A 14,691-nucleotide genomic window follows, 5' to 3' on the forward strand; every position below is an offset into this window, starting at 1 on the left:
TTATGGAAAATTATGATGTAGTCGTAATCGGTGCGGGTCCAGGCGGTTATGTGGCCGCCATCCGTGCCGCTCAATTGGGCAAAAAAGTAGCAATCATCGAAAAAAGAAAAACTCTAGGAGGAACCTGCTTAAATGTAGGTTGCATTCCATCCAAAGCACTTTTGGATTCTTCCGAAGAATACGATAAAGCAAAACATAAACTAGGTGATCATGGAATCACGATTTCTTCCGTCAAAATCGACATCAAGAAGATGATGGAAAGAAAAGAAAAGGTAGTGAACGAAGTCACTTCCGGCGTCGACTACCTGATGAAAAAAAACAAAATCACCCGTTACCTGGGTTTGGGTAAATTCGTTTCCAAAAATCAAATCCAAATCACTTCGGAAGACGGAAAATCGGAAACCATTTCAGGAACGAACATCATCATTGCGACAGGTTCCGTTCCGATCGAAATCCCTCCTCTTCCTGTAGACGCTAAAAACATCATCACATCCGACCATGCAATCTCTCTAGAATCGGTTCCTGAACACCTAATCATTGTAGGTGCAGGAGTCATTGGACTGGAGTTAGGTTCTGTTTGGGGCCGTTTAGGTGCAAAGGTAACCGTAGTAGAACTGATGCCTCGCCTTTTCGGAAATGCAGACGGAGCTACAGCTTCTCTTACGCAAAGAATTCTGGAAAAACAAGGAATCAACTTCCTATTCGAAACCAAAGTCCACGGAGCCAAAACCAAAGGGAAAAAAGTGGAAGTGGAAATCGAAGATAAGGAAGGGAAAAAATCCGTTCTGGAAGGAGACAAGGTTCTGGTATCCATCGGAAGACGCCCGAACACGGACGGACTCGGTGCCAAAGAAATAGGAATCGAATTCACCGAAAGAGGAAGAGTCAAAGTCAAACCGAATCATTTCCAAACAAACGTTCCTAATATTTATGCGATCGGTGACGTCATCGACGGACCTATGCTGGCCCACAAAGCGGAAGACGAAGGAATCGCGGTGGCGGAACTCATCGCAGGTAAATCCGGCCATGTCAACTACAGAGCCATTCCTTCCATCGTCTACACTTGGCCGGAAGTGGCTTGGGTGGGACTAGGTGAAGAGGAACTTAAGAGCCAAGGAATCGATTACAAAGTAGGCAAGTCCTTATTCAAAGCGAATGCGCGTGCGAAAGCGATGAACGAACCGGACGGACAAGTGAAAGTTTTATCCGATAAAAAAACAGATAAACTTTTAGGAGTCTACATCGTAGGTCCTCGCGCTTCCGACATGATTGCGGAAGTAGCAGTTGCATTCGAATTCGGCGCCAGTGCGGAAGACATCGCACGATCCACTCATGCCCATCCGACCCTTTCCGAAATTTTAAGAGAAGCCGCTATGGATGCGGATGCGAAATGGTCCATCCATTCCTAAGGAGACAAAGAAATGACTAGAGAACAGATGACTAGTTTATACGGTGATAACGTTGTCGTATTGGAGGAGTTATACGAACAATTCAAACAAGACCCCTCTTCTCTTTCTGCGGACTGGGTTCACTTCTTCCAAGATTTGGAAAGAAGTTCCACCTCCAACGGGAATGGGTTCAATGGAAACGGATATGTAAATTATTCCTCTTCCGAACACAGAAAAGACTCCTCTCTCAGCGATTTCGGAATCATCAACCTCCTCAATGCCTACAGAAGACAAGGGCACTTGGCGGCCAACTTAGATCCGTTAGGGATCAACAAGCCGAACAGAGAATTTATCGATCTAAAAATCCAAGCCCTCAAAGCAACGGACTTGGAAACGGAAGTAGATTCAGGTGTTGCCAATTTGGGAAAAACCAAATTGAAAAACGTAATCGATTGGTTCGAAAAAACATACTGTGGATCGATCGGATGCGAACACTACTATTTGGTGAACGACGAAGAAAGAGAATGGCTCCAAAACAGAATGGAACCTATCGCCAACCACGAACCTATCTCTAAAAAAACCGCATTACGTTTGTTTGAGAAACTCTACCAAGCGGATACTTTCGAGAACTTCCTGGCAAAAAAATTCGTAGGTAAAAAAAGATTCTCCCTAGAAGGGGGAGAATCCATGATCCCTATGCTAGACACTCTTGTCGAAGAAGCGGGAAGCCATAAAATGGATGCTCTTGTCATCGGTATGGCGCATAGAGGACGGCTCAACGTACTTGTAAACGTCATTCAAAAACCGGCAGGTCTGATTTTTGCCGAGTTCGAAGAAAAACTCAACCCCGGTCAACTCGGTTATGCGGACGTAAAATACCACTTAGGTTATTCCAACAACATCGCCACTCATTCCGGGAAAGAAGTAAAACTCTCTCTTGCATTCAACCCTTCCCATTTGGAAGCTGTAGATCCTGTCATCGCAGGTTCCGTTCGTGCCCGCCAAGAAATGGCAAAAGATTTGGACAGAGCCAAGTTTATGCCTGTCGCCATCCATGGAGATGCCGCCTTCGCAGGACAAGGTGTAGTTGCGGAAACTTTTAACATGATGAACCTGGACGGTTACACCATCGGGGGAACGTTCCATATCGTAATCAACAACCAAATCGGTTTCACGACTCTACCGAACGAATCGCGTTCCACATTGTATGCAACCGATCTTGCGAAAGGTTTCCAAGTTCCCATCTTCCATGTGAACGGAGACGATCCGGAAGCAGTTTACCGAGTCACAAAACTTGCGTTAGAATATCGTCAAAAATTCAAAAAAGACGTCATCATCGATTTGATCTGCTACAGAAGACTGGGACACAATGAAACGGACGAACCTAGTTTCACTCAACCTCAGATGTACGACATCATCAAAAAACATCCTAAGACAGTCACCTTGTATGAAGCAGCTCTTCTCAAAAGAGGAGACATCACAGAAGACGAAATCAAATTCATTAAGGATGGGATCACAGAAGGTTTGGAACTTTCCTTCAAACAAGCGAAAGAAAAAGACACACGCATCACCGTAGACACTCTCGGAGGTGTATGGTCTCGTTATTCCAAAGAACCTTTGGATTCCGATGTTCACACACAATTATTACAACAGCAATTAGGTGGAATCGTAAAAGCGGTCACAACCATCCCGGAAGGTTTTACTGCGAATCCGAAACACATTAAGGTTTTGGAAGACAGAAAAAAAATGGGAGCGGGAGAACTGCCGATTGATTGGGGTTTTGCGGAAGCTCTTTCTTTCGGATCCATTTTGGAAAACGGATTCCCTATCCGACTCGCAGGACAAGATGCGCAAAGGGGAACATTCTCTCACAGACACGCAACTCTGTCCGATATCTCCAACGGAGCCAAAGCGACACTGCTCAATCATATCAGCGACAAACAAGCGCGCATCGATATCATCAACTCTTCTCTGTCCGAATATTCTTGTTTGGGTTTCGAATACGGATACTCTTTGGCCGACCCTAGTTCTCTCGTTCTATGGGAAGCACAGTTCGGAGACTTTGCTAACAACGCACAGGTGATCTTCGACCAATTCGTATCCAGTTCCGAAATCAAATGGCAAAGGATGAGCGGACTTGTTTGTCTTCTTCCTCATGGATATGAAGGCCAAGGACCGGAACACTCTTCCGCTCGTTTGGAACGATTTTTACAACTCTGCGCATTGGACAATATGCAAGTGGCAAACCTGACCACACCTGCTCAGTATTTCCATATCTTGAGAAGACAAATCCTCCAAAGCTTCAGAAAACCTCTCATCATCACCACGCCTAAGTCCCTTCTTCGTCTGAAAGATGCAGCTTCCAGTTTGGAAGAACTAACAACCGGGGCTTTCCGAAAAATTCTACCGGACCCTGTCGCCAAACCGGAGAAAGTCGAAAAATTACTTTTCTGCTCAGGAAAAGTATACTACGACCTTCGCAAAGCGGTAGATACGGAGAAAAAGGAAAACGTGGCGATCGTGCGAGTGGAACAACTCTATCCTTTCCCTGAAACACACATCAAACAGATGATCGCAAGTTACTCCAAAGCAAAACGATTTGTTTGGGTTCAGGAAGAGCCGAAAAACCAAGGTGCTTGGTCTTTCATTCGAGACCGCATCGAAGGAGTTCTACCGGAAAACAAAAGACTTCATTATGCCGGCAGATCCGAATTCCCAAGCCCTGCTTGCGGTCACGTAGTCACTCACTTGAAAGAACAAGAAGAGTTGGTGAAAGACGCAATCAACTAGTCGAGATCGTTTCTAACTCTCGTTCGTTCAGGACTTCCTGTCATGACGAACGAGTTTCGGCCATCCTTGGCCTTCACCACCGCTAAAAACAAATCTCTCCGGTTTAAGAATAGAAAACAAACATCTTACTTTTGTTTGGTTGTAAGCTACTATTTACCAATAATTTATACAAGCCCGAAGAAACAAAGATGCTTCTCCCGGTGACGAAGGCATGGATGCCGGAGTTCGGGAGTCGAAACAGGAAGTTTCGCGACCGAGAGCGTGAAGTGTCTTTGTTTTGGCGCCATCTCCGGCTCTCCCTCGACGAGGGCGCTCGGTCGATCCGGGGCGCATGGAAATCAAAATCTTTCCTGCAAGCTTCCTTTTTAAGATTCACCTAGTGTGAATGAAAACAAACAACTTCGATTGAGGTTCTTAAAACAAGGAAGGAAAACTATATAACCGTTTCATAATTTTCTATCTTCCGACGAACATGCGATCTGCGAATCACAGATGCGAGTGCACTCCACCAAAGAACCGTTTTTCATAGCAGGCTGTCGAAAAGCATGTATAAATAGGAAAAATCTCTCTCTTTGCATACAATTGGATCTGCATTCTTTTTTCTCATCACAATCGGTGACCCATGTGTTTTCCGGTTTTTGATTGTAGTAATACAAATCTTTCCATAACTCTTGCTCTGCCGATAAACTCAGAGAAATCAAACACATCAAAAAGAAAACACGTAACATACTCTACCGCCGAATCTCAATACAACTCAAATGATAAAAGGCTCATTTCGAAAGGGCAAGTAAAAACAATGGCAAAAAAAATTCACAAATCCATTTTTACGAACGAATCCTTAGCAAAGAAAAGGAACAAAAACAGGGCAAAAAGGTGAAAACATTTGAAAAAAAAATTTAAAAAGAGGAAAGCAGGTTTTCAAAGAGGACAAAGTCGGATAGATGGAAAGCATTGGGTGGCGGGTTCAGAACCCCACCCTCAATCAGGGCGGGGAAAGTATACCCTCCCCAACCTCACCTAACAAACACAGAAGAGATAATTCAATCGAAAGGCTGGGCTAAAATTCCTTTTCCCGTAGAAACATCGTAGGAAAAAATTTCTTGAGGAGATTCCGTTTCTATCTTTTTACCTTTGATACCTTTCTCTTCTTTGGAAGAAGGAGAAAGGACCTTTTTTACGATTAAGGAAAGATTATTTTTTCCGGTGTTATAAAGAAGTTTTCTGAAAACATAACCCGGTGGAAGTATATCAACTAACTCTTCTTTATCGGGATCGTAAACATAAACTCTTTTTACATCCCTATGGTTCAAAACCCCGTCTTTATTACTGTCTTCGACTGCTGCAAAAATCAGAAGTTTTTTCTCTAAACTCAAAGAATGTTCTTTAGGCTCATCTATATTATTGGAAAGAATTTGTTTGGAAAATTCCCCAGGGAAATAATCCCAAACATATACGTTTCTAGGAAAAAACTTTTTAACAGAACCGGTCTTTAAATTTACTGAATATAAATTTCGAGCATGGCCGACGATTCCTTCCGGGCCGAACCCTCCCGTTTCCGTCACAAGTCCCACAGGATACACAAAAAACTGCTTCCATAGAACTTTTCCGCTGGAACTTTCCAAATCGAACTCGTCCGTAGGTTCCGGATCGGTATCTTTCTCTTCGTTAGGTGGTTCAACGGTAACCTCATAGCCGCCTTCATAGATCCTCCAGCTTTTAGAAAGACTGAAAGTCAATACAGCGAGAACTAGAAGTAAAAAGAGAAATACGCCGATTCGAAATTTTTCCATGACCTACCGTGTTGACTGATACTGTTTGATTGCGGAAAGCACTTCTTCCAATTCCGCATCCGTCATATATGCGAATAATGGAAAGTTTAGTACAGAAGCGGAGATCCGTCTAGCATTTTGATCTTTTCCAAATCTTTGAATTAAATGCGGTTTCGCACCTGGCTGGTCGGACATAGCGCCAGGATAAATATTTCCAAAACCGATCCCTTTGTCTTTCAAAACAGCTTCGATCTTAGGTCTTTCTTCCGGAGAAACAAGAGTTACATTGCAATAACCGTTTTCCGTATAATCTTTAGGAGGGTGAATGACCTGAATTCCCAAACCAGGAAGGGTTTTATAAAAGAACTCTGCGGATTTTTTCCTGGAATTGATACGAGCATCCAAATGTTTCAAGGACAGATTCAGGAAGGCAGCTTGCAAAGAATCCAATCTGGAATTCCAGCCGACGATTCCGTGTTCATAATGAGAAGTTCTACCGTGATTGGCGAGTCTTCTTGCGATTACGGACAACTCTTCGCTGTTGGTAAAAATAGCTCCTCCGTCTCCTGCAGCACCTAACACCTTAGCAGGATAAAACGAAGTCGTAGAGATAAGAGCATCTTTATAGATGGACTCTCCTTTGTATTTTACTCCGAAACACTGAGCTCCATCTTCAATCAAAGCCACATTCTTTTCAGAACAATACTTTCTGAATTCTTCGATTTGAGAGGATCCCCATCCATAAAGATGAACGATGATGGCGGCTTTAGGTTTCACAGTATCGACAGCTTCTTTGAAAGTGGCAAAGTCCATCTGTAAGTCGGTAGGATTCGTATCCACGGTATAAGGATCTGCACCTACGTTCACAACCGCTTCGAAGGTGGCCCAGAAAGTGGAATCCGGAACAAGAACTTTATCCCCTCTATTTACGCCTACTGCACGTAATGCGATCTGGAGAGCGTCCGTTCCGTTGGCACAAGCTACTGTATATTTCGTTTCCGTCCATTTGGATAAAGTAGTTTCCAATTCAGTCACTTCCGCCCCTCCGATGAACTGGGCGTTTACAGACATTGTTTTTACTTTTTCATTCCACTGGTCCAAAAAACCGGGTTCGAATCTTTTAATATCGATAAAGGGAACTGCCATAATGATTGTCCTTGTTAAATTACTTAGTATTGATGAAATCTTCGAGAAAGCGGCTCCATTCTTTCGAATAGAAAGACCAAAGAAAAAACAAGGCCCAATAAACAACCGTTCCATACGAAAGAACGGGAATCAAAGTTTTACTCAGCTGATTCGAAGCGGAATAATAAATTCGAACCAAAACCAAAGGCCATAATAAAAATAAAAAAACATAAGTGGCATTTCCTAAGCCGGAAATCCAAATCAAAAGTTCTCTCTTAGGCTGATCCCGGAAGCGGGAAATCCCCGCAAGAAACTCAGGAAAAAACTGAACCATATAAAAACAAAATACTAAAAAGAAAAAGAACTTCCAATGAGGTTCCAAATCTCTTCGGAAAAGAACGAGCAAAAGCCCGATAAACCAAAGAAATAATATAGGAAATGCAATCGATTCAAGTAGGTTCATTTGAATTGAGTCACTAATCGCAAACAAGAGATAAGCCCGGTAGGATCCGCCTTTCCTTTGCCGGCAATATCGAAAGCAGTTCCATGATCGGGAGATACGCGCAGAAACTGTAAACCTAAGGTTACATTCACCCCGAACTTTCCTTCAAGCATTTTAAATGGGATGAGGCCTTGGTCATGATAACAAGATAAATATAAATCGTATTTTTTCTGACCGGAAATAAAAGCGGAATCTCCGGGAATCGGACCGTCGATTTGTAACTTCGCTTCCCTAAAAAGTTCCATCTTTGGGATTAGAAGATCGATTTCTTCTCTTCCGATTTTCCCCCCTTCCCCCGAGTGAGGGTTCAAACCCAACATTGCGATTTTAGGTTTTTTCAAAAGTTTGGTGGATTTGATCGCAGAAATCAAATCATCCCACCTTACACGAGTCAGCTCATCAGCAACGCGGGAGATAGGGACATGAGTCGTTAGAGGAATCACCTTCCATGTTTTTCCGGTCATCATCATGAAAGTGGACGTTTTGTATTCTTCCGCAAGAGTTTCAGTATGTCCTCGGAAATAAGAAACTCCCGATTTAATGACCCATTCTTTGCTGAGAGGAAGAGTGATTAGATTCGCATTTTTGATTTGTTTCTGAAGAGAAATCGCATTCTGAAGTGATAAATAAGCGGTGCGGCCGGAAACATCACTCGGTTTTCCGAGTTTGATTTTTTTTGCATCCTCGGATGACAAAATGTCGTAATGCAGAGAAAAAAGGCCGTTTGTTTTAGGAAGTTCCGAAACGGTTTTAAACCCTTCGGCTTTTAGGTTGTGATTGCCTCTAACAAGGACAATACGATGAGTTTTTGAGGCAGTCCTGAGCGAAGAGAACCCCCCTTCCAGGATCTCGTAATTGATACTGGAGGGATCTCCTTCCGAGAGAAGAATTGTCTTCAATTATTCTTTTGAGTTCGGTTGTTTCCCGAAGATTTTTTCTACACTGAGAGAATCTTTAGAATACTCCAGTTCGATCAAATCTTTAGCACTGTGTTTGAGGTCATTGGAGATCATACAACGACCTTCCAAAATCACTCCGTTTTGGATGATGAGTTCAGGAGTTTTGATATCGCCTAAAATTTTGGAAGTAGGAAGAAGCATCACTCTGTTTCTAGCAGTTACGTTTCCTACTACGATTCCTTCCACGATCACACTTGCGGCGGTGATGTTTGTTTTTACCTTTCCGGTAACGCCGATATAAAGATGCTCTGCCTGAAGGGATTTTCCTTCGAATTTCCCGTCGATTTTAAGTGAGCCGTTGATAAAGAATTTACCATTGAAGTAGGAGTTTTCTCCGATTGTCGAGTTGGTTACTTCCGTTTGGTTTTTAACTAAAGCCATGCTTCCTACAGTCCGTAAAAGAGAGTTTTTCCCAGTCTGGGAGATGTCCCTGGGGAAGAAAAGGTTTTTTTAGCCTCTAAAAGAAGGGAGTTTAATCAAATCGCAAGCCTCGTCCACAAATTGCTGGAATTCCCGAAGCGCCTCCATGATGGATTTGCCTTCCAGCATGGTGGCCTTCTCGAACCTAGGGTTGAATTTCATAGGTTCTTCCATATTCATGATCACGTTGTTTCCTTCCTTAATTTCTGCGTTCACGGAATGCAAAAATTCCTGAAACTTGGAAAAAGTCTCGAAGGATTCCGCAATGAAGATACGGGATTGTTTGTTTTTCATACGAGAGAGCTGTTCACGAAACTCTTGTTTATCTGCGGCAGCATATTCCTCGATGGTTTCGATTAGAATCTTCATGTTGCGTCGCAGGTTTTCCATATACTTCAAAACAGAATCCCTTTCCGTTGCGTGAGAATAATCGAATTTAATATGAGCATCCCCCAAAATGGGAATATATTCCAAATCCATAATATTCACAAGAGTTCCGATCTGATTGATTTCCCCGTCGTTCGCATTCGGAGTGATCTTCATCACAGGGTATTGGGAAATCACTTTGTGTTTCACATTGTTCGGATTTTCAGCACGCGCTTTGACGTTTTTCATCGTCTGTTCTAGGTTATCCGGGATTCCTTCGGGAGAAACTTCCTGCATACGACGGCGGTATCTTTCTATGTCGAATGCGACTCTTTCCTTCTGGGTATCGTTCTTGGCATGCCTCTCTATTTTTTCCAAATTGCGAACCATCTTCTGCAATTTAGTGAGTTCTAAAATCTGCTCCTGATTTAAAGGCATCAGAGATCACCCAATTCGCTCGGAAATACGGGAAGTTTTCTCATTCTCTCCAATGCGGAAAGAATGGAGTTTGCCAAACCAGGCTGATTCTTTCTCTCCATAGCTCTTGCATAAAAATAAAGAGGAATAGGAAGATATCTCAATCTTCCTCCCTTTTGATAAAACTCCAAAAACAAATCGTAATTTCCTTCCCGATACGCCAAAAGAGACATCTGCAAATTGGAATAATAAGAGTAAGGCGTTTTTAGCAGATCCTCTCGTAAGGTTTTTGCAAAAGATTCTCCTTCCCTATCGTAACGAATGAGAGTGATGGAAAAAGGATCGAAAGGAATGGTAAGATCATAACCGAACTCTGCTTCCGGTTCTTCCAGATCCCCTCTGAATACTTTTTTCAAATTGAAGGCATATACGGGATATTCGGTTTTGGAAAGAAGTTTCTTCGCATAACGAAGAGACTGATACGCAGGAACTTTTCCCAAAGAAACATTTAAAAACTTGGCCTTTTCCCAATCTTTCCAATCGGAATAAAAGCCGGTTAAAAATTCCCAGAAAACGAGAGTTTTGTCTCCGCTCCAAATTCCTTTTGAGATGGAATCGAACAAAACCCCGGAGAACTGCCAAAACCCTTCCTTCAAAACGGAATCGGATAATAAAGGAAAATCGACATCAGAAAAACGACCTGAGGAATAAGCAACTAACGAAGAGAATAAGGAGTGGTCTTTCCCTGTCTCGAAGGTTTCCCAACCGAGAATCGTCAAAAAACGTTTGCAGTCTTCGGAAAGACCGAATTCCTTTTTCGTCATTTCCACCCAAGCTTTGAAATCGATGATGTCACCTGTCAGTAAAAAAGTAAGTCCCAATAGCTCCCAATTTTCCCGATCCACCTCTTCCCATTTTCTTTTTTTACAAAGAAGCCAGATGGAATCGCGAATGTCTTTGGAAATGGGGGGTCCAGGAGGAGAAAAAGGGAATTGAAAGGCATTCTTGTCCCGATTTCCGCCCAAAAAGGAACAAACTTTAAAACCTCCTGAAAAATCGGTCGATAAATACTGTAAGTAGCTGGTGAAACGGAAGTGCTTTCCCTGGAAAGAAGACCTAAGTGCGACCCAAAGCTCCCCTAAATTGGCGGGAGAAGGCTCCCATACTTCTTGTGGGATTGTTTCCGATTTTGGTCTGACGGTTTCCGCAGTTTTTGCGAAATGAATTCTGATTTCAGGCCAGGGTAGTTTGATTTCCGTACTAAAGCTCATAATGAGGGCGCCCTTTCCCTCTAAAATTCGTAATCATAGGAAGTATGCATGAGGTTTTTTTGGTTAGCAAGTAGAATTCTTTTGGTTTCTTTCGCAGTGACCTCTTTATCCGCACAAGAAGACCTATACTATTTGGTAAAATCCCATCAATGGGACAGATTGGAATCTCACTTTCAAAGAATTTCTCCTACAAAGGAAAGCGAAGTATACAGTCTCATAGAATATCACGAGAAAGCACCTAACGGAAATAAGGAAACAAGATTTCGTTATCTTATTTCTCTGGTCCGAGGAGTGTTTGTGAGCGACACATCCTCCGAAGAGGTGAAAAAAATCCTCACACAAACCATGCCTTTCCAGACAACACTCTTTCGACTCACCTACTGGAAGTTATATTCTGAAATTTCACAAAAGAACTATCTGAATACGGATGAAAAAATACAATTTTTATCCAGACTCAATTGGGAAGAAGATCCCATTTGCCGCAAGGCTTTCGACGAATTGATCCGGCTTTTGGCGATTGAAAACAAATGGCAGGATATCGTCGAAAAAACGGAAAGCCTCCCCGACTCAGTGAAATATTATTTAGTCACTCCCGATTCCCAATATCGTTACGGAAAAGCAAAACTTATGCTAGGTGACGAGAAGAAAGCGATAGAAGAATGGACCCACTGCCTGCAAAGAGATACGATTCAAGAATACACAGTGCAGTACATCGCAGCGGACTGGGGAAAATGGAAGGGAAACGGAAACATCCACCAACTTCCCGCATCGGAACTCACCTTATTTTTTCCTGCGATCAACGTTGCGGATAAAGAAGCGATCTTTCGTTCTAGACCCGAGCTTTTTTCCTCCAGACTTCAGTTTTTCCAAGGATACAAACATCTGACTCTACAACTGGTGAAACTGGACAGAACGGACGATTTGTACAGAACATTAAGAACGAATAGAAATTATGTGGATTTGGATCCGGGATGGATCGGACAACTTGCGGACATTTTGTATCAGCAGAACAAATTCGCCAAAGCAATCGACTTGGTAAAAAGTTTCGGAGGGAAAGATCCGGGTACCTATCGAATCTTGGCGGCATCTTACGATCGTTTGGGAGAGAAAAATCTTTATTTCGAGAATCTGGTTCTTTATCTGGGAAAATATCCGTTCAATCTGTTCTATCAAGACAGGCTTTTGGACTCTCTTGTCATTCGGGACAAAGGAAGCATTCAATACGCACCTATTTCCAAATTCGAAAAGGCTTTGGCAGAGATTCCCAATCTTCCCGTCAAAGGAAGATTAGTTTATTGGTATCTCAGAGCTCTTGATTCCGCAGGAGAAAAAGAAAGATTAAAAAAAGAACTGAAACGTTATTATCTTTTCTGCCCGGGTTCTTATTATACGAGAGTGATTCGGGAAGAGTTCATCACTCTGATCAAGGAAGAAAGAGCTCCGGATAATCCTGCTTATAACAAAGAAAATCTTTATGAGTATCTTTCTCATACGGCAGGTATTCCGGAAGAATCTCCAAACCTTCTGGGCAAAAATCTGGGATTCGCTTTTCCGAAAGGGTCTTACGAACTGGGAGTTCGGCTTTCCAATGCGGCAAGTAAAATCCAAGGAAACAAAACACTTTCCCTTGCGACGGATTATTTCCGTGTCGGGGAAGACAGTCTGGGATTGTCTTTGGTGCACCACTATGCTTTGAAAGAAAAACTTTCCGAGGAAGAGAAAGAAGAGATCCTCGTGGGAATCGGAGACCAATCAAAAAACACTTATTACACTGCTTTTTATACCCGTTCCCTTCTGAAACGTTACATGATTCCGGACGATCCGATCCTCCTCCCTCCTCAAGTTTCCATGCGTATTTTTCCGAGACCGCACAGGGATCTTGTGAAAAAATACGCCGATGAAAATTCGATTTCGGAAGATATGGTTTATGCCTTGATGAGGCAGGAATCTTTTTTCAAAGAAACAGCCACATCCAGATCCAATGCCAGAGGACTTATGCAGATCATGCCTGCCACAGGTAAGGAACTTGCTCAAAGAATGGGCGTCACAAATTACTCTTTGTACACTCCGAATGTCTCCATCCGCCTAGGGACAAAATTTTTGGCCTATCTGCTCAAATCAAATGAGAACCAATTGAGATGGGCCTCCATCGCTTACAACGGAGGGCCGGGGAACTTGCGGAAATGGAAAAAGCAAGTTTATAACGGAGACTTCAATCATTTTCTGGAAGACCTTCCCTACAAAGAATCAAGGGACTATTGTCGCATCGTAGTCTCTAATTATTATGCGTATGACATTTTGAAAAAATACCATAAGCTTTAAAAAAATCGCTTTTCCTGGGCTTATCTTACGTCTACCTTAAACAAAGAAAGAGATAATTAGGAGAAGATATGTCGGAAAAGGCAATTCTGAAAATAGATGGTAAGGAGTACGAACTCCCAGTCGTCGTTGGCTCCGAAGACGAGAAAGCCATAGATATTACAAAGCTCCGTCAATTGAGTGGTTATGTTACAATCGACAGCGGTTATTTGAATACGGGTGCCTGCACGAGTGCCATCACCTTCCTAGACGGAGAAAAAGGAATTTTAAGATACCGAGGAATTCCGATCGAAGATCTAGCCGCCAAATCGACGTTTACCGAAGTTGCCTATTTACTGATCCACGGAAAACTTCCCAACCAGGCAGAACTAAAATCCTGGAACGAATCCATCACAATGCACACGATGATCCACGAAGATCTCAAACGCTTGTTCAACGGTTTCCCTAAAGACGGACACCCGATGGCGATCATGTCCTGTATGATGGGATGTCTATCCACTTACTACCAAGACTCTTACGATCCGATGAATGAGGAACACCGCGACATTTCCATCATTCGCCTTCTTGCAAAGTTCCCTACCATCGCAGCTTTTGCTTATAAAAAATCGATCGGCCAGCCGACCATTCATCCGCTCAACAATCTGGACTATGCAAGCAATTTCCTCAATATGATGTTTGCAGTTCCTGCGGAAGAATATTCGATCGATCCTGAAATCGTTTCCGCATTGAACCTTCTTTTGATTCTTCATGCCGACCACGAACAAAACTGTTCTACATCTACTGTTCGTTTGGTGGGATCTTCTCTTGCGAACCTTTACGGTGCCATCTCTGCGGGAATCCTCGCTCTTTGGGGGCCTCGTCACGGAGGAGCCAACCAAGAAGTATTGGAGATGTTGGAAGGGATCAAAAAGTCCGGCCTAAGCGTCAAAAAAATCGTAGAACAAGCCAAGGACAAAAACTCTTCTTTCCGTCTCAACGGATTCGGACACAGGGTTTATAAAAACTTCGACCCTAGAGCGAAAATCATCAAAGTAGCTTGTGATAAAGTTCTCAATAAATTAGGAATCAAAGACCCTCTTCTCGATATCGCAAAGGAACTCGAAGAAGCTGCGTTAAACGATCCATATTTCGTAGAGAGAAAACTTTATCCGAACGTAGACTTCTATTCTGGAATCATCTACAGAGCCTTGGGAATCCCTACCAACATGTTTACTGTCATGTTCGCTATGGGAAGACTTCCAGGTTGGATCGCTCAGTGGAAAGAAATGATCGAAGACCCGAACCTAAAAATCGGCCGTCCTAGACAAATTTACACAGGTGCCAAAGAAACTGCCTACGAAGCCGCCAAAAAGAACGCCTAACGAC

Annotated in this window: 12 protein-coding genes; 4 read left to right on the plus strand and 8 right to left on the minus strand. The window is 42.9% G+C overall.

The window, feature by feature from the left end:
• The first annotated feature begins 2 nt into the window (after window positions 1-2).
• Together lpdA and EHS15_RS05905 are read left to right on the plus strand one after the other, a co-directional pair.
• The gene (lpdA, locus tag EHS15_RS05900) at window positions 3-1,409 is read left to right on the plus strand and encodes a dihydrolipoyl dehydrogenase (RefSeq protein WP_135759630.1); all 1,407 of its coding nucleotides are present in this window, start codon (window positions 3-5) and stop codon (window positions 1,407-1,409) included.
• 12 nt (window positions 1,410-1,421) lie between these two features.
• The gene (locus tag EHS15_RS05905) at window positions 1,422-4,178 is read left to right on the plus strand and encodes a 2-oxoglutarate dehydrogenase E1 component (RefSeq protein ID WP_135759631.1); all 2,757 of its coding nucleotides are present in this window, start codon (window positions 1,422-1,424) and stop codon (window positions 4,176-4,178) included.
• A gap of 446 nt (window positions 4,179-4,624) precedes the next feature.
• Here the strand turns inward: EHS15_RS05905 and EHS15_RS05910 are convergent, their stop codons facing one another.
• From EHS15_RS05910 to EHS15_RS05945, 8 genes are all read right to left on the minus strand, one after another.
• Window positions 4,625-4,906, minus strand: a complete 282-nt coding sequence (locus tag EHS15_RS05910; protein ID WP_135759632.1) for a hypothetical protein — start codon at window positions 4,904-4,906, stop codon at window positions 4,625-4,627.
• 312 nt (window positions 4,907-5,218) lie between these two features.
• Window positions 5,219-5,968 carry a hypothetical protein gene (locus tag EHS15_RS05915; RefSeq protein WP_135759633.1) on the minus strand — a complete coding sequence of 250 codons (750 nt, stop codon included), beginning with the start codon at window positions 5,966-5,968 and terminating at the stop codon, window positions 5,219-5,221.
• A 3-nt stretch (window positions 5,969-5,971) separates the two neighbouring features.
• A complete protein-coding gene (locus EHS15_RS05920; RefSeq protein ID WP_135759634.1) occupies window positions 5,972-7,093 on the minus strand; it encodes a DegT/DnrJ/EryC1/StrS aminotransferase family protein in 1,122 nt (373 codons plus the stop codon).
• A 19-nt stretch (window positions 7,094-7,112) separates the two neighbouring features.
• Entirely contained in the window at window positions 7,113-7,535 is a 423-nt protein-coding gene (locus EHS15_RS05925; protein ID WP_135759635.1) for a hypothetical protein, read from the minus strand.
• Entirely contained in the window at window positions 7,532-8,473 is a 942-nt protein-coding gene (locus EHS15_RS05930) for a PdxA family dehydrogenase (RefSeq protein ID WP_135759636.1), read from the minus strand. Before EHS15_RS05930 ends, EHS15_RS05925 begins: the two co-directional genes overlap by 4 nt.
• Window positions 8,474-8,914 carry a bactofilin family protein gene (locus EHS15_RS05935; protein ID WP_135759637.1) on the minus strand — a complete coding sequence of 147 codons (441 nt, stop codon included), beginning with the start codon at window positions 8,912-8,914 and terminating at the stop codon, window positions 8,474-8,476.
• A 69-nt stretch (window positions 8,915-8,983) separates the two neighbouring features.
• Entirely contained in the window at window positions 8,984-9,757 is a 774-nt protein-coding gene (locus tag EHS15_RS05940; protein ID WP_135759638.1) for a hypothetical protein, read from the minus strand.
• Window positions 9,757-11,007, minus strand: a complete 1,251-nt coding sequence (locus EHS15_RS05945) for an LBF_1011 family protein (protein WP_135759639.1) — start codon at window positions 11,005-11,007, stop codon at window positions 9,757-9,759. Before EHS15_RS05945 ends, EHS15_RS05940 begins: the two co-directional genes overlap by 1 nt.
• Window positions 11,008-11,055: 48 nt before the next feature.
• Here EHS15_RS05945 and EHS15_RS05950 point away from each other — a divergent pair, with 48 nt between their 5' ends.
• Window positions 11,056-13,329: a lytic transglycosylase domain-containing protein gene (locus EHS15_RS05950; protein ID WP_135759640.1), complete on the plus strand. Its 2,274-nt coding sequence runs from the start codon at window positions 11,056-11,058 to the stop codon at window positions 13,327-13,329.
• Window positions 13,330-13,397: 68 nt separating this feature from the next.
• Window positions 13,398-14,687 carry a citrate synthase gene (locus EHS15_RS05955; RefSeq protein ID WP_135759641.1) on the plus strand — a complete coding sequence of 430 codons (1,290 nt, stop codon included), beginning with the start codon at window positions 13,398-13,400 and terminating at the stop codon, window positions 14,685-14,687.
• Window positions 14,688-14,691: the final 4 nt, after the last annotated feature.

Origin of the sequence: Leptospira idonii, from assembly GCF_004770995.1 — a bacterium.
Classification (GTDB): domain Bacteria; phylum Spirochaetota; class Leptospiria; order Leptospirales; family Leptospiraceae; genus Leptospira_A; species Leptospira_A idonii.

Excerpts from the sequence above, each read along its gene's own strand:
- EHS15_RS05910 (WP_135759632.1), bottom strand. The coding sequence starts at position 4,906 with ATGTTACGTGTTTTCTTTTTGATGTGTTTGATTTCTCTGAGTTTATCG.
- EHS15_RS05905 (WP_135759631.1), top strand. The coding sequence starts at position 1,422 with ATGACTAGAGAACAGATGACTAGTTTATACGGTGATAACGTTGTCGTA.
- EHS15_RS05940 (WP_135759638.1), bottom strand. The coding sequence starts at position 9,757 with ATGCCTTTAAATCAGGAGCAGATTTTAGAACTCACTAAATTGCAGAAG.
- EHS15_RS05935 (WP_135759637.1), bottom strand. The coding sequence starts at position 8,914 with ATGGCTTTAGTTAAAAACCAAACGGAAGTAACCAACTCGACAATCGGA.
- EHS15_RS05925 (WP_135759635.1), bottom strand. The coding sequence starts at position 7,535 with ATGAACCTACTTGAATCGATTGCATTTCCTATATTATTTCTTTGGTTT.
- EHS15_RS05915 (WP_135759633.1), bottom strand. The coding sequence starts at position 5,968 with ATGGAAAAATTTCGAATCGGCGTATTTCTCTTTTTACTTCTAGTTCTC.
- EHS15_RS05950 (WP_135759640.1), top strand. The coding sequence starts at position 11,056 with ATGAGGTTTTTTTGGTTAGCAAGTAGAATTCTTTTGGTTTCTTTCGCA.
- EHS15_RS05955 (WP_135759641.1), top strand. The coding sequence starts at position 13,398 with ATGTCGGAAAAGGCAATTCTGAAAATAGATGGTAAGGAGTACGAACTC.
- EHS15_RS05920 (WP_135759634.1), bottom strand. The coding sequence starts at position 7,093 with ATGGCAGTTCCCTTTATCGATATTAAAAGATTCGAACCCGGTTTTTTG.
- lpdA (WP_135759630.1), top strand. The coding sequence starts at position 3 with ATGGAAAATTATGATGTAGTCGTAATCGGTGCGGGTCCAGGCGGTTAT.
- EHS15_RS05945 (WP_135759639.1), bottom strand. The coding sequence starts at position 11,007 with ATGAGCTTTAGTACGGAAATCAAACTACCCTGGCCTGAAATCAGAATT.